Annotated in this window: 17 protein-coding genes; 5 read left to right on the top strand and 12 right to left on the bottom strand. The window is 71.4% G+C overall.

Annotated elements, in window-relative coordinates:
* Positions 1-18: 18 nt before the first annotated feature.
* Genes ODJ79_RS21670 through ODJ79_RS21635 form a run of 8 tightly spaced genes read right to left on the bottom strand, consistent with a single transcriptional unit; the run spans position 19 to position 9,486 of the window.
* A complete protein-coding gene (locus ODJ79_RS21670) occupies positions 19-1,035 on the bottom strand; it encodes a GNAT family N-acetyltransferase (protein WP_263025349.1) in 1,017 nt (338 codons plus the stop codon).
* A complete protein-coding gene (locus ODJ79_RS21665) occupies positions 1,032-2,141 on the bottom strand; it encodes a hypothetical protein (RefSeq protein WP_263025348.1) in 1,110 nt (369 codons plus the stop codon). Before ODJ79_RS21665 ends, ODJ79_RS21670 begins: the two co-directional genes overlap by 4 nt.
* Positions 2,138-3,361, bottom strand: coding sequence for an O-antigen ligase family protein (locus ODJ79_RS21660; RefSeq protein WP_263025347.1), 1,224 nt, complete (start codon positions 3,359-3,361; stop codon positions 2,138-2,140). Before ODJ79_RS21660 ends, ODJ79_RS21665 begins: the two co-directional genes overlap by 4 nt.
* A complete protein-coding gene (locus ODJ79_RS21655; protein ID WP_263025346.1) occupies positions 3,358-4,617 on the bottom strand; it encodes a lipopolysaccharide biosynthesis protein in 1,260 nt (419 codons plus the stop codon). The genes ODJ79_RS21660 and ODJ79_RS21655 overlap by 4 nt, the downstream gene beginning before the upstream one ends.
* On the bottom strand, positions 4,610-6,376 hold the full coding sequence (locus ODJ79_RS21650; RefSeq protein WP_263025345.1) for a cellulose synthase operon protein YhjQ/BcsQ: 1,767 nt from the start codon (positions 6,374-6,376) through the stop codon (positions 4,610-4,612). Before ODJ79_RS21650 ends, ODJ79_RS21655 begins: the two co-directional genes overlap by 8 nt.
* Positions 6,363-7,592: a glycosyltransferase family 4 protein gene (locus ODJ79_RS21645; protein ID WP_263025344.1), complete on the bottom strand. Its 1,230-nt coding sequence runs from the start codon at positions 7,590-7,592 to the stop codon at positions 6,363-6,365. Before ODJ79_RS21645 ends, ODJ79_RS21650 begins: the two co-directional genes overlap by 14 nt.
* 6 nt (positions 7,593-7,598) lie before the next feature.
* Positions 7,599-8,723 carry a DegT/DnrJ/EryC1/StrS family aminotransferase gene (locus tag ODJ79_RS21640; protein WP_263025343.1) on the bottom strand — a complete coding sequence of 375 codons (1,125 nt, stop codon included), beginning with the start codon at positions 8,721-8,723 and terminating at the stop codon, positions 7,599-7,601.
* On the bottom strand, positions 8,716-9,486 hold the full coding sequence (locus tag ODJ79_RS21635; RefSeq protein WP_263025342.1) for a polysaccharide deacetylase family protein: 771 nt from the start codon (positions 9,484-9,486) through the stop codon (positions 8,716-8,718). The genes ODJ79_RS21640 and ODJ79_RS21635 overlap by 8 nt, the downstream gene beginning before the upstream one ends.
* Positions 9,487-9,638: 152 nt before the next feature.
* Here ODJ79_RS21635 and ODJ79_RS21630 point away from each other — a divergent pair, with 152 nt between their 5' ends.
* On the top strand, positions 9,639-10,646 hold the full coding sequence (locus ODJ79_RS21630; protein WP_263025341.1) for a GNAT family N-acetyltransferase: 1,008 nt from the start codon (positions 9,639-9,641) through the stop codon (positions 10,644-10,646).
* A gap of 317 nt (positions 10,647-10,963) precedes the next feature.
* A complete protein-coding gene (locus ODJ79_RS21625; protein ID WP_411267357.1) occupies positions 10,964-13,609 on the top strand; it encodes a glycoside hydrolase family 48 protein in 2,646 nt (881 codons plus the stop codon).
* Between the two features lie 66 nt (positions 13,610-13,675).
* Here the strand turns inward: ODJ79_RS21625 and ODJ79_RS21615 are convergent, their stop codons facing one another.
* From ODJ79_RS21615 to ODJ79_RS21600, 4 genes are all read right to left on the bottom strand, one after another.
* Positions 13,676-14,395: an SDR family oxidoreductase gene (locus ODJ79_RS21615; protein WP_263025340.1), complete on the bottom strand. Its 720-nt coding sequence runs from the start codon at positions 14,393-14,395 to the stop codon at positions 13,676-13,678.
* Between the two features lie 10 nt (positions 14,396-14,405).
* Positions 14,406-15,731: a dihydrolipoyl dehydrogenase family protein gene (locus ODJ79_RS21610; RefSeq protein WP_263025339.1), complete on the bottom strand. Its 1,326-nt coding sequence runs from the start codon at positions 15,729-15,731 to the stop codon at positions 14,406-14,408.
* 2 nt (positions 15,732-15,733) lie between these two features.
* Entirely contained in the window at positions 15,734-16,177 is a 444-nt protein-coding gene (locus ODJ79_RS21605; RefSeq protein ID WP_263025338.1) for a VOC family protein, read from the bottom strand.
* Between the two features lie 98 nt (positions 16,178-16,275).
* Complete coding sequence (locus tag ODJ79_RS21600; RefSeq protein ID WP_263025337.1) at positions 16,276-16,776, bottom strand: CGNR zinc finger domain-containing protein; 501 nt, start codon at positions 16,774-16,776, stop codon at positions 16,276-16,278.
* Positions 16,777-16,860: 84 nt separating this feature from the next.
* Here ODJ79_RS21600 and ODJ79_RS21595 point away from each other — a divergent pair, with 84 nt between their 5' ends.
* From ODJ79_RS21595 to ODJ79_RS21585, 3 genes are all read left to right on the top strand, one after another.
* A complete protein-coding gene (locus tag ODJ79_RS21595) occupies positions 16,861-17,727 on the top strand; it encodes an alpha/beta fold hydrolase (protein ID WP_263025336.1) in 867 nt (288 codons plus the stop codon).
* Between the two features lie 236 nt (positions 17,728-17,963).
* Positions 17,964-19,712 (top strand): glycoside hydrolase family 5 protein, encoded by a 1,749-nt coding sequence (locus tag ODJ79_RS21590; protein ID WP_263025473.1) that lies wholly within the window; start codon positions 17,964-17,966, stop codon positions 19,710-19,712.
* Between the two features lie 319 nt (positions 19,713-20,031).
* Positions 20,032-20,334 (top strand): peroxidase family protein (locus ODJ79_RS21585; protein WP_317620686.1); only part of this gene is annotated, 303 nt, incomplete at its 3' end.

Raw genomic sequence — 20,334 nt, 5'->3', positions numbered from 1 at the left:
TGGCTCCTTACGGTCGGGCTATCGATACGAGGGGAAGGTGGCGGTGAGGTCGTCCGGGTCGGCCTGCGGGCGGCGATCGGCGACCAGGCTCCGGTACCCGACGGGGTCGGTCACCACCCGCCAGGTGTGGAAGGCGTGCCGGCTGGGGGAGAAGCCGGACTTGTAGAAGAACAGCGAGTCGTTGCTGCCGCCCTTGCCCCCGCCGAGGTGGAACACCCGGTCCCCGCGCGCCTTGCAGAAGCGGCGCACCTCGTCGTAGAGCAGCTCGTCGGCGTAGCGGCCGCGGGCCCGGCGGGTGGACGAGACGTAGCCGGTGGCGACGCCGTCGTGCTCGAAGAACGTGTTGCCGCCGACCACCTCGTCGCCCTCGAGCGCGACCGCGAGGTGCATCCGGTCGCCGACCGCCTCGTGCAGGGCGGCCAGGTGCTCGTACGTGAAGAAGTAGTAGTCGGAGGCGCCCACCCGGCGCATGTTGTCGTGGTAGACGGCGACCCACTCGGCGAGGCGGTCCCAGTCGTCGAAGACCACCTTGGTGCCCGCGCGGCGCGCCCGGTTGATGTGGTTGCGGTGGTCGGACCGGGTCCGGCTCCACATCTCGTCGACGCCGGCCGTCAGGTCCATCGAGACCGTCTCGCCGTGCCGCACCAGGCAGCCGTGTTCGCCGAGCGTCGCCAGCGGCGCGTCGAGGAGGGGGTGCATGCGGACGAAGACCGAGATGACCCGCTCGGCGGCCAGCGTGTCGATCATCGAGGCGCACGCCCGGCCCCAGAAGGCGGGATCGCCGGTATCGCTCACGGGCGCCGGATACCCGTACGGCGAAAGAGCGTCCCTCGCGGACGTGGCCGGAACCGCTCGCACGATCAACGGCATGAGCAGCACGTGGTCGCCGTCCGAATAGTGGAAGGCGGCGGGCTCGCCGCCGTAGAGGGCGGCATCGAGCACCACATAGGACGGTTCGTGATACATGTCGTGCCTGAGCCTCGGCAGCGCGCTCGCCCACTCCGGCGAGTCCGGTCCGAGCAGCGATCCGGTCATCTTCCCCCCCTGCGCAGGATCCGGGCGTTGAGCGCCATGTTCCCGGCGAACTGGTCGTTGACCACCCGATGCGAGTCGAGCCGCAGCTGCGTGGCCGGGTCGTACCGGCCGAGCTTCACGAACCCGTCCGAGAACCAGCCGTTGTCCGAGCCGCTGCCGTCCAGATAGCCCCGATATGTGGTGCCACCAGGCCAGATCACCCGGGTGAGCAGCGACGAGAAGGCGGTCATGTCGGCGTCGGTCCAGGCGTTGCCGCGGGCGCGGGCCTCCGTCACGTACGCCATGACACCGTTGCCGTGGCTGACGTCCTGCCCGGGCCGCTTCGCCCGCCCCCAGGTGTCGTCCCAGAAGTAGGCGGTCGGCTCCACCGGGTTGCGCCGCAGCTGCCGGCGCATCCGCTGGTCGAAGTCGCCGGCCACGGCCAGGTAGCGGGCCCGGCGGGCGGCGTCGGTGGTGACCTGGGCGAGGTTGAGCGCGATCAGCGCCCAGTGCGCGGACAGGTGGGTCACGTCTCGGTAGACCGTGTCCTGCGGACCGCGGGAGTACCACTTCTCGAAGACCTGCACCTCGGCGAAGTCGAGCAGCCGCCGGTAGCGGTCGCCGGTCAGCCCGGCGTCCCGCATCGTGACCAGCAGGCCGGTCCCGTACCGCCAGAAGTAGCTCTCGTAGAGCGGCACCTCGTCGCCGTCCTCGCCGTTCTTCTCCGACGCCCAGCCGAGGTACCGGTCGTGGAAGCTGCTGTGCGGCAACGAGGCCGAGGGCGCCGCCGCGGCCGCCACGTTCTCCACGAACTGCAGCGCCCGATCGACGTAGCGACCCTCGCCGGTGGCCCGGAACATCGCCACGCACGAGTCGACCGAGTAGGACAGGTCGTAGTGGTCCCAGCTGTCGGCCGAGCGGGACAGCGGCAGGCCGCTCTGCAACTGGTAGTCCCAGCTCTGCTGGAAGACGTTCGCCCAGTCGGCCACCGAGCGCAGCCTGGCGACCGGCGGCGGCGCGGACGAGGGGACCGGCAGCGGCTTCATCATGGCCGGCACGTCGTCGCGCCCGCAGGCGGCGAGCACCGAGGCCGCGCCCAGCAGGAGAACGGTTCGCCGGCCCGTCACAGCGGCACCCGCTCTCGCTGCTGCGACACTGCCGTGGGCACCACCGCCGCGGCGGCGGCGATCGCGGCGAACAGCCAGGCGAGCCGGGCGTCGTAGTAGTCCCCGGAGAACAGGCTGCTGAGCGCCACGAACACGGCGGCCGCCACGGCCAGGCCGGTCTCCCGCGGCCGGAACCCGCCGCCGCGCACCGTACCGGCCCAGAGCGCGATCGCCGCGCCGAGCAGCGCGATGCCGATCAGGCCGCCCTCGGCCGCGACGCCGAGCAGATAGTTGTGCGGGTACTCGACGCCCTGGTTGATGCCGATCGTGCCGTAGAAGCCGTCCAGCCCGGCACCGGCGAACGGGTGCTCGACGGCCAGCCGGACCGCCTGCTGCCAGATGCTCGTGCGGTCGGAGAGATAGTGCTGCTGCACGGTCTGCTGGACGAACCGCTCCTCGAACAGGCTGGTGAACGCGGGCGGCGCGAACTGCCACACGAGCACCGCCGCCACGAGCAGCCCGGCGCAGGTGGCGACGACCGTGCCGGCGTTGAGTCGGTGCCGCTGCTTGAACAGCGCCGCCAGGCCGACCGCCCCGCCGGCCAGCAGGCCCGCCCGCGAGCCGGAGAGCACCGCCGCCAGCACGAACAGCGGCACGGCCGCCAGCAGCCAGGTGCGCCGGTGGTGCAGGAACAGGGCGACCGCGCTGATGATGCCGAGGATCTGGATGCGGACGAAGACGTTGGGGCCGCCGCCGAACGCCGAGTACCGGCCCTGCTCGCCGGGGCCGCTGATGAACAGGGCGGCCAGCGCGAAGACGATTCCGGCCAGGTAGAACAGCCAGAACGTGTAGCGCAAGACGATCGCCGGGTCGCCGATCGCGTACAGGTAGAGGGCGACGGTGAGCGCGGCCATCAGCACCAGGTCGACGGTCTGCGGCCCGACCCGGGCGGCCGGCGGCGCCCACAGGCCGGAGGCGATCTGGTAGACGAAGAACAGCACCGCGGCGACCAGCCAGCCCTCGCGGCGGTAGCCGCCCGGCGCCCGGCGGGAGCGGCGGGCGATGTCGGCGATCAGCACCGACAGCCCGGCGGCCAGGCCGACCACCCGCAGGTCCACCCAGGCCAGGTCGGGGAAGCCGGCCCGGTCCAGGGTGAACCGGCCGCCGATCGCGATCAGCATGAGGATGAACGCCGGCGCGAAGAAGACCGGGGGCAGGTGCCACCATTGCCGGTCGCTCATGGCGCACCCACCCGGATCCGGTCGCGGGCGAGGGCCGAGGTGATCAGCGCGAAGGCCAGGCCGGCGCCGTAGCCGAGCAGCGAGCCCCAGGCCGCGCCGAGGATGCCGTGTTTGGGGATGAGCAGCAGGTAGGCGGCGAAGCTGACCGCGAAGCCGGCGATCTCGGCGGCCGAGACGAGCGTGCCGTGTCCCTTCGCGACCAGCACGCCGAGGCTGATCCGGGAGATCGCGTACAGGCCGGCGGCGGCGACCAGCGGCAGCACGACCGACTTGGCGGGTGCGTAGGCGTGGCCGAAGACCGGGACGATGAGCAGGTACATGCCGGCCGCCAGCACCGGACCGGCCAGCACCACGTACACGATCGCGGTGGTCACGATCGGCCGGGTGCGCAGGGTGCCCGCCTGGTGCGCGGCCCGCCAGCGGCCCAGGCGCGAGTCCGCGTACGCCCGCAGCGGCCAGGCGAGCAGCTCGGTCATCGTGGCGACGCTGGCGTAGAGGCCGAGCGCGGTGGTGGAGGCGAGCACCGGCAGCGCCAGCCGGTCGGAGCGCAGCATCGCCATGTTCGAGATGGCCGCCGGGAACAGCGCCGCACCCTGCCGGCGCACCAACCGGTTCTGGTCGTTCTCCAGCGCGGCGCCCGGCAGTCGGAGCCAGAAGACCAGGTAGCCGGCGGTCGGCACCAGGCAGGCCAGGATGTACGCGACCAGCCACAGCTCCGGCGAGTCGGCCCGGGTCAGGAACAGCACGGCCATCACGGCGAGCAGCAGAATCGACTCGATCACCCGGGAGGCGAGGAAGTCGTGCACCCGGCCGATCGCGATGGTGACCGCGCGGCTCGCCAGGCTGACCGCCTCGGCGAGCGCATAGATGGTGATCAGAGCGATCACGACCGGTCCCGGGGTGAGCCGTTGCGGTGCAAGCATCGCGTACGCCGCGGCGGCGGCCACACCGAGTCCGCAGGGTACGACGAGCAGCCGCGCGTACGCCCGGACCGCGGCGGCCGGCGGCACCTGGTGGTAGGCCGCCACGAAGCTGCGCTCGGTGCCCAGCAGCAGCGCCTGGGTGGCCAGGTAGACCACCTGCAGCATGAGCGCGACCTCGCCGCGGTGGGCCGGGGTCAGCGCCCGGACCATCATCACGTTGGCGGCCAGCGCGACCGCGCCGATCAGCAGCTGCGAGGCGACCAGCTGGACGTACGGGTCGCGGAGCCGGTCGCCGAGCCGGGCGAGGGGGTCGGCGGCCCGCTGTTCAGTCATCGTCCCGCGGTTTCGCGTCGGGCAGGGCCTCGTCCGTGGACGGGTCGTCCTCCCAGACGGACTCCTCTCCGGCCACGTCGGCTTCCCCGGCCAGGTCGGCCTTCTGGGCCAGGTCGGCCTCCTCGGCCAGGTCGGTTTTCTCGGCCGGGTCGGTTTTCTCGGCCAGGTCGGCTTTCTCGGCCAGGTCGGCGGCGTCGCGCTGCACCGGCAGGTTCGGCGGCTCCGGCTCACCGGTCGGCTCGAGGTTGATCACGCTGGCCTGACCGCGGGGCCGGTGCCCGATCGTGGTGCGCACGACCCGGGCCTGCCCCCGTACCGGTCCCATGTCCGGCACGATCACCTGGGTCTCGCTGATCGGGTCGTCGCCGGTGATCAGCCCCAGCCCGACCGAGGCGGTGCCGCTGCCGGCCCCCGGCCCGACCGAGGGCCCCTTCGGGTTCGGCAGGCCGGCCCGGTCGTGATGCCACCCCGTCCCGGTGGGCAGCTTGCGCGGCAACGCGTTGAGCACCGCACCGACCGGGCGGCCGCCGACCCGCTCGAGCAGGTCCTTCGACCGGGCCACGTCCGACACCCGGGTGTGGTTGGCCCGCACCACCAGCAGCGCCTCGTCGGTCACCTTGCGCAGCACCACGCTGTCCGCCACGCCGTGCAGCGGCGGCGCGTCCACCAGCACGACGTCGAAGGTCTCGGCGAGCGCCCGCATCGCGGCCCCGAGCCGCGGCGAGGCGAGCAGTTCGCCCGGGTCGGCCGGGTCCTGCCCGCAGGGCAGCACGGTGAGCCGGCCGTCCAGCGAGTCGCGCAGCACCGAGCGCACCGACGCGTGCCCGGCGAGCACGTCGGCGAAGCCCGGACCGGGGTCCATCGCCAGGTAGCGGTCGACGCCGGGGGTGCGCAGGTTCGCGTCGACCAGCACCACCCGGGCGCCGGTCTCGGCCATCGCGATCGCCAGCCCGCAGGCCACCGCCGTGGTGCCTTCCCGGGGGTGGCTGCCGGCCAGCAGCAGCGAGGTGCCGCGCGGGCCGGACTCGATCGCGGGCAGCAGGCTGCGCAGCCGGCGGAAGCCCTCCGCGAGGGCCTCGCCGGGCAGGCCGGACGAGCGGTCCAGCGAGATGACGCCGACCGTGCCGAGGCCGAGCCGGCGCAGGTCGTCCTCCTCGGCCACGGTCCGGCGGGTGGCCTCGCGCACGGCCACCGCGATCGCGCCGATCAGCAGGCCGAGCACGCCCGCGAAGGCGGTGTTGCGCACCAGGTTGTCCGGCTCGCGGGCGGTGACCGGGTCCTGCGCGACGGTCACCGACGGCGCCGGGCCGTTGCTGCCGCTGCCGTTGCCGTTGCCGGCGGGGGCCGGCGGGTCCAGTTGCTTGGCCAGGGCGACCAGCGCGGCGGTGGCGGCGGTGACCATCCGCCGGCTGCGTGCCGCGGACGGATCGGTCGCGCTGACCACCAGCAGATCGGTGCCGTCCTGCACCTGCGCGGTCAGGCTCTTGCGGACCTGATCCTCGGTCAGCGGGGGGCCGATCCGGTCCACCACGGTGTCGGCCACCCGCGGCCCGGTGAGCAGCGCGATGTACGAGTTCAGCCGGCTCGCCTTCGAGTCCGGGTCGGTCGCGCCGGTGGTGATGAACAGAACCATCGACGACCGGTACGCGGGCGGCTGGGACAGCGCCAGCCCCGCGGCCAGGCCGGCGGCGACCAGCACCGGCACCACCAGCCAGGCCCAGCGGCGGCGGCACGCCCGGACGTATTCACGCAGCTCCAACGCTCTTCCCTCCGGCCCCGGCGTACGCCCTGGTCAGCACGGTCTCGAACTGGTCGAAGACGACGTCGCGGGCGAACCGCTCGACGGCGAGCCGGTGCGCTGCCGACCGGGCCCGCCGCAGCCAGTCGCCGTCCCGCAGCCGGTCGGCGAGCAGCTTGCCCGCCTCGTCCGCGTCGGTCGGGTCGAGCACCAGCCCGGCGCCCGACTCGCGGAGCAGGTCGGCCTGCCAGCCGCCGTAGTTGACGGCGATCGGCCGGGACGCCGCCAGCGCGTCGAAGAACTTGTTCGCCGAGTTGTCCCACAGCGCGCGGATCGGCCGGACGAAGCTGCTCGACATCGTGCTCGCGGCCAGGATCAGCGGCAGGTCGGCCTTCGGCACCTTCTCCCACATGTGCACGGTCGTGTCGAGCAGCCCGTACGCGGCGGCCAGGTTCCTGGTCGACTCCCATTCCCGGCCGTGCCCGACGATGAGCACCTGCGGGCCGGGATCGATCTCGCGCATCCGGCGGGCGGCCCGCACCAGGTACTCCACGCCGTTCACCGCACCCAGCGCGCCGGTGTAGACGATCAGCGGCCGGTCGGCCAGCCACCGATGCTGCTTGCGGAAGGCGGCGACGGCTTCCGGCCGTACGCCCGAGAACAGCTCGAGGTCGGCGGCATTGGGAATCATCGCGGTTTTCGTCTGTGGTCGCCGGGCGGTCACGCCCGCGGCCATGCCGGGGGAGAGCGCGACGACCTCGGTGGCGTTGCGGTAGGCGAAGTTGGCCAGGCCGCAGGCGAGCCGGCGGGCGATCGGGTTGCGCAGCGCGCCCATCTCGATCGGCACCTCGGGCCACAGGTCGCGCACCTCGAAGACGAACGGCACCCGGCGCAGCTTCGCGGCGAGCACGCCGGGCACCGCGACGGTCAGGGGAGTGCTGGTGGCGAAGACCAGATCGGCCCTCAGCCGGGCGGCCTTCGCCGTCGCGAGCACCATGAACTCCGCGAAGGCGCGCAGCCGGCGGGCGTAGGACATGTGATTCGAGTACGGGATGGGAAACCAGTGGACGGTGACACCCTCGTCCTCGGTGACCCGCCGCGCGCCACCCTCGATGTCGGTGGTGATGACGTCGACCGTGTGGCCGCGGGCGACCAGCCGCCGTGCCTGCTCGTACGACCGGATCCCGCCGGTCATCCCGGGATTGCAGTAGTACTGGTGGATGTAGACGATGCGCACGTCGGGTCACCCCTCCCGCAGCGCGCTCACCACGCGCTCCCGGTCGTGCTCGGTGAGCGCCGAGCCGCTGGGCAGGCACAGGCCGCGGCGGAACAGGTCGGCGCTGACCTCGCCGCCGCGCATGACGCAGTCCCGGTAGACCGGCTGCAGGTGCATCGGTTTCCAGGCCGGCCGGGCCTCGATGTTGTGCCGGGCCAGCCGGGCCAGGAGCTGGTCGCGGGTCGCGCCCGCTTTCTCGGCGTCCACCAGCAGGCAGGTGAGCCACCAGTTCGGCACGCCGTAGTCGGCGATCGGCATGAAAGTGATCCCCGGTAGGTCGCCGAGCGCGGCCCGGTAGAAGCTGGCGGTCTCCTGCCGGGCCGCGATCATTTCGGAGAGGCGCTGCACCTGGCCGCGGCCGACCGCGGCGAGGAGGTTGCTGAGGCGGTAGTTGTAGCCGACCGTGCGGTGCTCGTAGTGCGGCACCGGCTCGCGGGCCTGGGTGGCCAGGTGCCGGGTCTGGGTGGCGACCCGGCCGTCGTCGGTGAGCAGCATGCCGCCCCCGCCGGTGGTGATGATCTTGTTGCCGTTGAACGAGAGGACGCCGGCGAGCCCGAACGAGCCGGCCGCCCGCCCGCGATAGGACGCGCCGAACGCCTCGGCCGCGTCCTCGATCAGGGCCACGCCGTAGCGGTCGCAGGCCTCGAGCAGCGGCCGGTAGTCGGCGCACTGGCCGTACATGTCGACCGCCACCACCGCGCGCGGCAGTTGTCCGGCGCTCGCCCGGGCGCGCAGCTCCTGGGCGACCAGCTCGGGGTCGACGTTCCAGCTCGCCGCGGTCGAGTCGAGGAAGACCGGGCGGGCGCCGAGGTACATCACCGCGTTCGCGGTGGCGGCGAACGTGAACGACGGGACCAGCACGGTGTCGCCGCGCCGCACGCCGGCCGCGACCAGCGCGAGGTGCAGGGCGGCGGTGCCGCTGGTCAGGGCGATGGCGTGCCGCACGCCGACCAGCTCGGCCACCTGCGTCTCGAAGGCGTCCAGATCGGGGCCGACCGGCGCGACCCAGTTCGAGTCGAACGCCTCCAGCAGCAGCTTGCGCTCGACCTCGCTGACGTCGGGCGGGGAGAGGAAGATCCGCGTGTCAGTCATGAACCCTGGTCCTCACTGCCCATAACGGCCAGGCGGGGTGCAGCCCCTGCCGATGGATCCACATCGGAGAGTCGCCGGTCCGCATGGCCGGCCGGAGCGTGGTGGCGAAGCTGCGGTACCCGGCCGCCCGGGCCCAGAGCACGTGCCGGCCTCGGAGATCAACAGCCGGGTTCCCGTACGGCGCGGCGAAGTCACCGACCGCGACACCGAGCTCGTCCTCGAGCTCGTGCTTCGAGTCGGCGATCTCGCGGCGGGCGCTCGCGTCGTCGCAGTCGGCGAGCCGGGGATGGGAGACCGAGTGCGAGCCGACCCCGTGCCCGGCGGCGAGCAGGTCACGGACGTCGTCCCAGCCCAGGTTGCCCGGCCGGCCGATCAGGCCGGTGGTGACGAAGAAGGTGGCCGGCACGCCCAGGTCGGCCAGCAGCGGGACGACCACGTCCCGCCAGGTCGGGTGGCCGTCGTCGAAGGAGAGACAGAACATCGGCCCGTTCAGCGGGCGCCGGCCGGTGAGGACCTCGAGCGCCGCGTCCCAGGAGATCAGCGGGCCCCGCTCGCCGAAGGCGCGCAGCTGGCGGCGCAGGCCGGCGGCGAACTCCGCCGGCACGTCGTGATAGAAGGGAAAGAACAGGCCGGCGGTGGCCGGCAGCCGCTTCCGGGCGCCGGCCGCGGCGAGGATGCGGCCCTGCAGGCGGGGGCTCCGCCGCAGCCGGCTGCGCAGCCCGAGCTCGTTCAGGCGTCGTTGGATCGGGGTCGGCGACCGCATGCCACTCACCCTGACAAAACGATGCCTCGCATCGTCAGTAGCAATTGTCATATTGAATGTGAGGGATCTTCACATCACTTATGACGCCCTTGCGGAATGGGTTGCCGACGGCGCATCATCCGGCTGACCGACCATTTTCTCCGGGGGATCCCATGCTGGCGTTACGACAGGCTTCGCCCTCGGCGGCGCTGTGGCGCGACCGTTCCTCCTACGCCGACCGGCTGATCTTCCACACCCCGCAGTGGCTGGCGTTCGTCGCCGAAGCGCAGGGGGCGTTGCCCGTGCTGGCCACCGTGCAGGACGGCGAGGACGTGGTGGGACACTTCACCGGGTTGGTCACCAAGCGGTTCGGCCTGCGGATCCTGGGCAGCCCGATGGCCGGCTGGACCACCTCGTACCTGGGCTTCAACCTGCGGCCGGGGGTTGACCGGCGTGATGCGGTCGAGGCGCTGCTGCCGTTCGCCTTCGGGTCGCTCGGCTGCGCGCATCTGGAGATCCGTGACCGGTCGTTCGTGGACGCCGATCTGGCGGGCCTCGGCTTCCGGTGGGACTCGGCGCCGACCGCGGTGATCTCCCTGGCGCCGGCCGAAGATCAGTTGTTCGGTGCGATGGCGCCGGCCTGCCGCCGCAACATCCGCAAGGCGCAGAAATCCGGCGTGGTCATTGAAGAGGTGCACGATGATCCGTCGTTTGCGGCCGAATTCTACGATCAATTGCGGGACGTATTCGCCAAACAGAATCTCGTTCCCACCTATTCGATCGACCGCGTCCGCGCGTTGATCCGCCACCTCGAACCGGCGGGGCGGTTGCTGCTGCTGCGCGCCCGCGAGCCGGGCGGCCGATGCATCGCCACGGCCGTGCTGCCCTGGTACCACCGGACCATGTACTTCTGGGGTGGCGCGAGCTATCGGCCCGACCAGCATCTGCGCCCGAACGAGGCGCTGATCTGGCACGCGCTGCGCTGGGCCCGGTCCCGCGGCGTGACCGAGTTCGATTTCGTCGGCGGCAACTCGTACAAGCAGAAGTACGGCACCACCGAGGTCCCGGTCCCGTGGGCGAGACGATCCCGATCGCCGTTGGTGGCCGGGCTACGCGACGCCGCCAAGGAGGCGTTCGCGCTGCGACAGCGGGCGATGGCCCGGCTGACCCGCGCGTCCTGAACGTGCCGCGACGGTGAGCGGCGGCAGCGAGGGTGACCCGGCGCCCGGGTTGGCCTGCCTACGTTGCAGCTCAGCCCGGATGCGGGCGGCAAAGGGCCGGGACGGCAGCGAGATCGCCCTGGTAGGCGGGGGCTCGGCTGGGCCTCGTACCGGAAAAGGAAGTTGATCTGCTTGAGGCCTTGTCCCTGGGAGCGCTCCCATGTAACGATGCACCTCGATATTACCGGTTTGTTTCGGCCTGGTTCCTCACGCTGCCCGCGGTGACCCCGTTGCCGTCGCCTCCGCGGGCGGCTGCTCCCCCTCGCAAGGAGGACTGCATGGCTCCCTTGTCCCGCAGAGGCTTCGTAGCCGCCGTTGGCGGTGCGGCAGTCGCTGCAACCGTCAGCCCGCGGATTGCCGAAGCCGCGAGCGGATCCACCACTGCCGCGAGCGGATCCACCGCCGCCGCGGCCGCTGCCGTCGACGAGTACGGGCAGAAGTTCCTGGACCAGTACAACAAGATCAAGGCATCCGGGAACGGCTACTTCAGCTCGGCGGGAGTGCCGTATCACTCGGTCGAGACCCTGATGGTCGAGGCCCCTGACCACGGCCACCAGTCGACCTCCGAGGCGTTCAGCTACTGGATGTGGCTCGAGGCCACCTACGGCCGGGTGACCGGCGACTGGGCGCCGTTCAACAACGCCTGGGCGGTCGCCGAGAAGTCCATCATCCCCAACTCGACCGACCAGCCGACCAACGCCTCGTACAACGCCAGCTCTCCCGCGTCGTACATCCCGGAGTGGCCGGACCCGTCGAAGTATCCGAGCCCGATCGACAGCACCGTCTCGGTCGGCGCCGACCCGATCGCCGGCGAGCTGAACTCCGCGTACGGGACCGCCAACATCTACGCCATGCACTGGCTGCTCGACGTGGACAACGTCTACGGCTACGGCAACAACTTCGGCACCGGCGGCGAGAACGGGCCGTCCGTGGCCGGCCCCTGCTACATCAACAGCTACCAGCGCGGCTCGCAGGAGTCGGTCTGGGAGACCGTCCCGCAGCCGTGCACCGACCTGATGAAGTACGGCGGCACGAACGGTTACCTCGACCTGTTCGTGAAGGACTCGTCGTACTCGAAGCAGTGGAAGTTCACCAACGCACCGGACGCCGACGCGCGCGCGGTGCAGGCCGCCTACTGGGCGTACCGGTGGGCGTCGGCCCAGGGCAACGCGAGCGCGATCTCCGCGTCCGTCGCCAAGGCCGCCAAGATGGGCGACTACCTGCGGTACTCGATGTTCGACAAGTACTTCAAGAAGATCGGCAACTGCGTGGGCGCCTCCAGCTGCGCCGCCGGCAGCGGCCGCAGCTCGCAGCACTACCTGCTCGGCTGGTACTACGCGTGGGGCGGCGCGGAGCCGGGCGGCGGCTGGGCCTGGCGCATCGGTGACGGCGCCGCGCACCACGGCTACCAGAACCCGGTGGCCGCGTACGCGCTGTCCACCGAGTCGGCGATCGCGCCGAAGAGCTCGACCGGCAAGTCGGACTGGGCGACCAGCCTGTCCCGGCAGATCGAGTTCCTGCAGTGGCTGCAGAGCCCGGACGGCGGCATCGCCGGCGGCTGCACGAACAGCTGGGACGGCCAGTACGGCACCCCGCCCTCGGGCACGCCGACCTTCTACGGCATGGCGTACGACTGGGAGCCGGTCTACCACGACCCGCCGTCCAACAACTGGTTCGGCATGCAGGTGTGGGGCATGGAGCGCTGGGCCGAGTACTACTACCTGACCAAGGACGCCAAGATCAAGCCGATCCTCGACAAGTGGGTCAGCTGGGTCACGGCGAACACCACGGTCGGTACCGGCGGCAGCTTCTCGATCCCGTCCACGCTGACCTGGACCGGCCAGCCGGACACCTGGAACCCGTCCAGCCCGGGCGCCAACTCCGGCCTGCACGTCACGGTGGCCGAGTCCGGCACCGACGTCGGCGTGGCCGGCGGCCTGGTCAAGGCCCTGCTCTACTACGCGAAGGCGGCGAGCAACACGGCCGCGCAGACGCTGGGCAAGAACCTGCTGGACGCCCTGTCCGCGCACACCGACACCAAGGGCATCGCGATCGCCGAGCCCCGCACCGACTACAAGCGATTCAACGACCCGGTCTACATCCCGTCCGGCTGGACCGGTAAGATGCCGAACGGCGACACGATCAACTCGAGCTCGACGTTCATCTCGATCCGGTCGTTCCTCAAGAAGGACCCGGACTACGCCAAGGTGCAGGCGTACCTGGACGGCGGCGCGGTGCCGTCCTTCACCTACCACCGCTTCTGGGCGCAGGCCGACATCGCGATGGCGTTCGCCGTGTACTCGGAGCTGTTCGGCACCGGCGGGGGCACCGGCGACACCACCGCGCCGAGCACCCCGACCGGGCTCAAGGTGACGGCCACGACCTCCAGCAGCGTGAGCCTGTCCTGGACGGCGTCCACCGACGACACGGCGGTCACCGGATACCTGATCTTCCGGGGCGGCACCCAGGTCGGCACGTCCACCACGACCACCTACACCGATACGGGACTGACGGCCAGCACGGCGTACTCGTACACGGTGAAGGCCCGGGACGCGGCCAACAACCAGTCGTCGGCCTCGGCCGCGGTCAGCGCCACCACCCAGGCGGGCGGCGGCGGCACCGGCTCGCTGGCCGCGACGTACCACATCGACTCGGACTGGGGCAGCGGGTTCGTCGCCACGGTCACGGTCAAGAACAACGGCACGGCGGCGGTGAAGACCTGGACGGCCACCTGGACCTACGGCGGCAGCCAGAAGATCACCAACGCCTGGAACGCCACGGTCACCCAGTCCGGCACCTCGGTCTCGGCCGTGCCGGTGAGCTGGAACGCCTCGATCCCGGCCGGCGCGTCGGTGTCGTTCGGCTTCCAGGGCACCTACAGCGGCAGCAACACCGCGCCGACGGTCACCGTCACCGGTAGCTGATTTCCCGGGTCGGGGCCCGTTCGCGGGCCCCGACCTCTGCTACTTGGGCCATCCTGGGCGGCCCTCCTACCTCGGGACGAACTGCTGGCCGCCGTCGATGTCGTAGGTGGCGCCGGTCAGCGCGGTGTTGGTCATCAGGTGTACGGCCAGCGCCGCCACATCCTGCGGCCCGACCACCCGGCCGATCGGCAGCGTGTCGCGCAGCTGCTGGCGGCGCTTCTCCAGATCGTCGCCGAGGAGCCGGGCGGAGAGCGGAGTGTCCACGAAACCGGCGGCGATCAGATTCACCCGGATCGGCGCCATCTCGATCGCGAGGCCGGCGATCAGGGCCGGATGCGCGTTGGTCATCGCGCTCGTGACGATCAGACCCGGTCCCGGCCGGCGTGCCCCGGTGCCGCCGACGAAGGTCAGCGACCCGCGCACCTTGCCCTTCGCGGCCCGGCCGACGTACAGCGGCAGGGTCAGCTCCATCCCGATGTGCTTGCTCGCCTCCTCCAGGTCGAGGTCCTCGAGCAGGCCGTAGTAGGGGCCGCCGGCGGTGACGAGGATGTGGTCGATCGGGCCCTCGAACCGGCGGAAGAACTCCTGCAGCTGACCGGGGTCGGTGGCGTCGAAGGCGGCGGTGCGGAAGGCGTCGACCTCCGCGGCGGCCTGCTTGAGCCGGTCCTCGTTGCGGCCGGTGACGACCACTTCGGCGCCCTCGGCGCGGGCCAGGCGGGCCGTCTCCAGGCCCATCCCGGCGCTGCCCCCGATCACGACCACGATCTGTCCGTCGAGTTTGCTCATCTGTGTCACCTCACTTGATCTCGGCGCGGAGGGCTTTGAGCGCCCCCACGAAGATCTCGGAGAAGGTGGGGAACGGCTGGATGGTGTCCCGCAGCACGTCGAGCGGCACGTGCGCGCGGATCGCCAGGGTGGCCTGCTGCAGCCATTCGCCGGCCTCCGGCCCGAGCGCGTACGCCCCGGTCAGCACCTCGCCGTCGCTGAGCAGGGTGAGGAAGCCGTTCGACGAGGCGTACTCGCGGGTGTACGTCTCGGTCTTGGCGATCTCGTTGAGCCTGGCCGTGCCGGTGAACGCCGCCTCGGTCACGCCCACCGCGGCGGCCTGCGGGTCGGTGTAGACCACCCGGGGCACCGCCTCGTAGTTGGCCTCGCGGACCTCGCCGAGGATGTTCGACGCGACCACCTCGCCCTGGTATTTGCCCAGGTGGGTGAGCAGGTACTCGCCGGTGGCGTCGCCGACCACCCACAGGTTCTCGGCGACCCGCAGCCGGGAGTCGTGCGGGATGCCCCGCGGGCCGCCGCTGACGCCAACCGTCTCCAGTCCGATGTCGTCCACCCGGATCTTCCGCCCGGTGGCCGCCAGCAGACGGTCGCCGCGCAGCTCCCGGCCGTCGTCGAGGACGAGCACGTAGTCGTCGTCGTCCTTGCGGGCGGCGGTCGCGCGTACGTCGAGAATGATCTGGATGCCGTCCCGGCGCAGCACCTCGGCCAGGGCGTCGCCGAGCGCGGCCGGCTCGCGGGCGAGCAGGTGGCCGCCGGTCTGCACCAGCACCACCTCGCCGCCGAAGCGGCGCACCGCCTGGGCCAGCTCCACCCCGACCGGGCCACCGCCGAGCACCAGCAGACGCCGCGGCACCTCCTTCATCGCGGTGGCCTCGCGGTTGGTCCACACGCCCTCGATCTCGGCCAGGCCCGGCACCGGCGGGATCGCCGGGTCGGAGCCGGTGGCCAGCACGACGTGGTCGGCCGTGTATCGCACGCCGTCGACCTCGACCGCACCCGGGCCGGCCAGCCGGCCGTGCCCGCGGATCAGGTCCACGTTGTGGTCGGTCAGCCAGCGGGCCGCGCCCGTGTCGTTGTAGTCCGACACCATGAAGTCGCGCCAGGCCAGCGCGGCCGCGACGTCGACCTCGGCGGTCGCCGCCGCCTCCCGGGCGTCGTGCACCGCCTCGCCGGGGCGCAGCAGCGTCTTGGACGGGATGCAGGCGTAGTACGAGCACTCGCCGCCCACCAGACGGCGCTCGACGACGGCGACCCGCAGCCCGCCGTCGACCAGCTCGCCGACGCAGTGCTCGCCCGGGGCGCCGCCGCCGAGCACGATCACGTCGTAGTCGGACATGCTCACCGTCCCGGCAGTCGTTTGGTGATCTCCTGCAGCACCCAGCCGTTGCCGTCCGGGTCGTCGAACGACGCGAACGACGCATAGCTGGTCCGCTGCGGATCGGGCCCGGGCACCCGGCCGTCGACGCCCGCGTGGTGGAACACGCCGCCGGCGTCGTGGAAGACCTCGCTGATGTCGGCGCCCTGGCCGGCCAGCTCGGCCCGCGCCGCCTCGATGTCGTCCACCACCAGGTGCAGGCCCTGGCTCGAGCCGGGCGCGGCGTTCGTGAGGCCGGCGCCGAAGATGACCGAGGCCGGCGAGCCGGGCGGCGTCACCTGGACGACCCGGAACTTCGCGTCGGTGGCGAAGTCGGCGTCCAGCCGCCAGCCGAGGCCCAGATAGAACTCCTTCGCCCGGTCGACGTCGGAGACGGGCAGGACGATGACCTCAAGTTTGAAGTCCATGATCGGAACACCCCTCGGAGTTGGTGCCGCACGTCACATGATTCTCGCCCCTCCGGCGGTCTGCGCGGCCTGTGTCCTGGCACACGCGTCCGCAGTCGTCACTCTGCGGTGTCCTCGCCGCCGCGGGCGCGTCGGTAGTGGCGCCGGGCCTTGAGCTTGTTACCGCAGGTGGCCATCGAGCACCAGCGCGCGCTGTTCGACTTGCTGCGGTCGATCAGAAACCGGGCGCACTCGTCGTTGGCGCACGGTCGCAGCCGGCCCGGGCGGGTGCGGTTCAGCTCGTCCCAGGCGATGACCGCGTCGACCAGGACCGCTCGCGCGCCGTGCAGGTCGACCGTCCAGGTGAGCCCGTCGGCGCCGATCGACGGCCGGGACACCACGCCGGCCAGCAGCGGTGCCAGTGCCCTGGGTGGACGCTCGCCGCGCACGACGGCCCGGAGCAGGTCGCGCCCCTCGCGCAGGGTCGCCGCATCCTCGACGCGGGCCGGGATCTTGTGCTCGCGCAGCCACCGCCGGGCCGACTCCGGATCGGCCAACTCGTCGGTGGGTCTGCCGGCGCTGTTGAGCAACGCCAGCAGGGTCTCCTCGTCCGCCGCCATGTCTAACCCCCAAAGCTTGGTTGACAGGTTACAGCATGGCGTGGCAGGGTACTAACTGTCAAAAGGCTTCGAGGAGGTTAGGTCATGGTTGAGGTCCATTACCGCTACGCGACCGTCGACGGCCACCGGCTCTTCTACCGGGAGGCGGGCGACCCGGCGAGCCCCGCGGTCGTGCTGCTGCACGGCTTCCCGGCCAGCTCGTTCATGTTCCGCGACCTGATCCCGCTGCTGGCCGGTGACCATCACGTGATCGCTCCCGATCACCTCGGCTTCGGGCTGTCCGACGCGCCCGGCGCCGCCGAGTTCGCGTATACGTTCGACGCGCTCGCCGATCTCACCGCCGGCCTGCTCGCCCGGCTGGGGGTCGCGCGCTACGCGATCTACGTGCAGGACTACGGCGCACCGATCGGCTGGCGGCTGGCGTTGCGCGATCCGGCCGCGATCGCGGCGATCGTCACGCAGAACGGCAACGGGTACGAGGCCGGCTTCGTCCCCGAGTTCTGGGCGCCCATCCGCGAGTACCACCGGGATCGCAACCCGGTGACCGAGGCCGCGATGCGCGAGGCGCTCACCCTGGAGTCGATCCGCTGGCAGTACCTGACCGGCGTCCCCGACGAGACTCTGGTCGACCCGACCGCGTGGCACCACGACTTCGCGCAGGTGTCCCGCCCCGGCAACGACGCGGTCCAGCTCGACCTGTTCGCCGACTATGCCACCAACCCGCCGCTCTACCCGCGCCTGCACGAATACCTGCGCGCCTCCCGGGTCCCGCTGCTCGCGGTCTGGGGCCAGGGCGATCCGATCTTCGGCCCGGACGGCGCGCGGGCGTTCGCCGCCGACCTGCCCGACGCCGAGATCCACCTGCTCGACGGCGGTCACTTCCTGCTCGAGTCCGCGGTCGGCGAGGTGGCCGAGCTGATGCGAAACTTTTTCGCGAAACACTCTTGGTAATCCGGTGCCCGCACGCCAAGATATCTGCGGAGGTCGATGTCATCATGGCCGTGCGCGCGTCTCTCGTATCCCTGCTGCTTGCCCTTGTCGGCCCACTGAGCGCGAGCGCCCCCGCGGTGGCCGCGCCCGCGTCGGCGGCCGGCTCAGCCCGGTCCGGCGCGACGGCCCATTCCGGAGCAGCGGCCTCGGCGAAGGGCGGTCCCGCCCGGTCGAGCGCGAGCGCCGCGGCCGGTTTCGTGCCGCCGTTGAGCACTCGAGGGCGCTACATCGTGGATGCGACCGGGATGCGCTTCAAACTCAAGTCCGGCAACTGGCACGGCGCGAGCGGCACCTGGAACGGCTCGGGCGACGTCAACGACAACGCCAACCACCACGCCGGGGAGAATTCGGGGCGCATTCCGCTCGGACTCGATCGCGCGCCGATCGACCAGATCGTGTCGAGCTTCCGCGAGATCGGGCTCAACAGCGTGCGCCTGCAGTTCTCCGACGAGATGATCGGCGACACTCAGCCGGTGACCGACGGCGCGGTCGCCGCCAACCCGCAGTTCAAGGGCAAGACCCCGCTTCAGGTGTATGACGGGGTGGTCGCCGCGCTGACCGGTGCGGGGCTGGCCGTGATCCTGAACAACCACACGAACACGACCCGCTGGTGCTGCGGCGTGGACGGGAACGAGCGGTGGAACGCGAGCCAGAGCACCGGCCAGTGGGAGGACAACTGGCTGGCCATGGTCCGCCGCTACCGGGACAACCCGCTGGTCGTCGGCGCGGACCTGTACAACGAGGTGCGCCGGGACGTCTGGGACGACCCGAACTGGGGGAGCGGCGACGAGCACGACTGGTTCGCCGCCTCGCAGCATCTCGGCGACCGGATCCTGCGCGAGGCCAACCCGAACCTGCTGATCATCGTGGAGGGGATCAACTGGACCGGGATCCCGGTCGACGGCTTCGCCCACGGGCGGCCCACGCTGACCCCCGCGCGATCGCTTTCGCACACCCTGGTCGCGTCGGGGAAGCTGGTCTATTCCGCTCACTTCTACGGCTACACCGGGCCGAACCACAGCGGGGCGACCGGGATCGGCGAGACCAGCGACCCGCGCTATCAGGACCTCAGCCGGGCCGACCTCTACAACGTGCTCTACCAGGAGGCGTTCTTCGTCTCCGCCGAGTCGGGGCAGCACTTCACGGCGCCGCTGTGGATCAGCGAGTTCGGTGTGGACGGGGGTGCTCCGGCCGGATCGAAAGAGCGCGAATGGTTTTCGAACTTCGTCGACTACCTGATCCAGGCCGACGCCGACTTCGCGTACTGGCCGGTGGTGGGCTGGTCGGAGACGCGCGGCGGGAACAACTGGGCGCTGCTGTTCTGGGACCGGAACGGTCAGCGATCGACGGGCGACGGGTGGCGTACCGACATCTGGAACCGGCTGACCGCGAGCGGCCGCACCGGTGTGATCGATCCGGTCCAGCGCTGGTCGATGCTGAGCCCCGACCACGGCGACTTCGTCCAGTCGTCCACGCTGCGCGACCGACCCGACTGGGACGTCGGCGCGCGCAAGGCCGCCTGCCCGGACGGCCAGCGCGTCGCCGGGATCGCGCACACCGGTAACCGGGGACTGTGCACCGACGTCGCCGCGGCGGTGACCGGCTATCAGGTGGTCACCGACGAGCGTTACGTGACCGCCGACTGGGCCTCCGGTTACAGCAAACTGCAGTGCCCGGCCGGCTCCTACCTGGCCGGCTACGCGGTGCGCGGCGCGGCGATGTCGAGCGTGATCTGCGCGGTGCCGGCCACGCCGATCGGAAACGGCACGGGCCGGACGGTCTGGTTCGACCGTGGCGACAACCGGCCGTCCGGCAACCCCGGCGGCGACTTCGCCAACGGCAACTACAAGGGCCAGTGCGCGGCGGGGGAGTACGCCGTGGGCATCGCCTACACCGGCCGGATCGGCCATTCCCGCACGCCGGACGCCCTGTACTGCCGGTACTGACCGTCGGCATCCGGAGCGAAGTCAAGCCGGTTACCGGGCAGGCCCGGTAACCGGTTCACTCGCGAGCCGCGCCCATCGCCGCATTCACCTCATCCCCAGGGGGATATGTCGATCGCCGCCCATTGACCGCGATCTGGAACGCGACAAGCATTGCCGCAGGCGCCGAACCGTCCGGCCGGCGGAATCGGTACCGCACCCCCTCGCCCTCATTTTCTTGCGTCAATACGAGCTGATGCTGCATCCATGCCATGGCCCTTTCCTGGGCATTTTCCGGCTTCGCGCGCTCCCCGCAGTTCCACGGCACTTGTGGGAGGAAGTAATGAACTCGGTTCGCAGCAAGGTGCCCAAACCGCTCACCGTCACCGTGGTGACGGCCCTGGTGATGGCCGGGCCGGCGGTGCCGGGTCCGGCTGATGCCGCCGTGCCGTTCGAGGTGCAGACCCTGGACGGCAGTGGGAACAACGTCGCCTACCCGGCGTGGGGCAGGGCGGGTACCCCGTACACGCGGGTGGCGGCGGCGCGGTATGCCGACGGGATCAGCCAGGAGGTGGCCGGGCCCAACGCCCGCTACGTCAGCAACCGGGTGTTCAACGACATCAACCAGAACGTCTTCTCCGAACGG

This window comes from Actinoplanes sp. KI2 (assembly GCF_025630775.1).
Taxonomy (GTDB): Bacteria; Actinomycetota; Actinomycetes; order Mycobacteriales; family Micromonosporaceae; genus Actinoplanes.
This window is presented reverse-complemented; position numbering and strand designations above follow the sequence as displayed.

What these genes read in the sequence shown, in the direction of transcription:
- ODJ79_RS21670 (WP_263025349.1), bottom strand. Translation starts at nt 1,035, where the DNA reads ATGACCGGATCGCTGCTCGGACCGGACTCGCCGGAGTGGGCGAGCGCG.
- ODJ79_RS21660 (WP_263025347.1), bottom strand. Translation starts at nt 3,361, where the DNA reads ATGAGCGACCGGCAATGGTGGCACCTGCCCCCGGTCTTCTTCGCGCCG.
- ODJ79_RS21655 (WP_263025346.1), bottom strand. Translation starts at nt 4,617, where the DNA reads ATGACTGAACAGCGGGCCGCCGACCCCCTCGCCCGGCTCGGCGACCGG.
- ODJ79_RS21640 (WP_263025343.1), bottom strand. Translation starts at nt 8,723, where the DNA reads ATGACTGACACGCGGATCTTCCTCTCCCCGCCCGACGTCAGCGAGGTC.
- ODJ79_RS21635 (WP_263025342.1), bottom strand. Translation starts at nt 9,486, where the DNA reads ATGCGGTCGCCGACCCCGATCCAACGACGCCTGAACGAGCTCGGGCTG.
- ODJ79_RS21630 (WP_263025341.1), top strand. Translation starts at nt 9,639, where the DNA reads ATGCTGGCGTTACGACAGGCTTCGCCCTCGGCGGCGCTGTGGCGCGAC.
- ODJ79_RS21625 (WP_411267357.1), top strand. Translation starts at nt 10,964, where the DNA reads ATGGCTCCCTTGTCCCGCAGAGGCTTCGTAGCCGCCGTTGGCGGTGCG.
- ODJ79_RS21615 (WP_263025340.1), bottom strand. Translation starts at nt 14,395, where the DNA reads ATGAGCAAACTCGACGGACAGATCGTGGTCGTGATCGGGGGCAGCGCC.
- ODJ79_RS21610 (WP_263025339.1), bottom strand. Translation starts at nt 15,731, where the DNA reads ATGTCCGACTACGACGTGATCGTGCTCGGCGGCGGCGCCCCGGGCGAG.
- ODJ79_RS21605 (WP_263025338.1), bottom strand. Translation starts at nt 16,177, where the DNA reads ATGGACTTCAAACTTGAGGTCATCGTCCTGCCCGTCTCCGACGTCGAC.
- ODJ79_RS21600 (WP_263025337.1), bottom strand. Translation starts at nt 16,776, where the DNA reads ATGGCGGCGGACGAGGAGACCCTGCTGGCGTTGCTCAACAGCGCCGGC.
- ODJ79_RS21595 (WP_263025336.1), top strand. Translation starts at nt 16,861, where the DNA reads ATGGTTGAGGTCCATTACCGCTACGCGACCGTCGACGGCCACCGGCTC.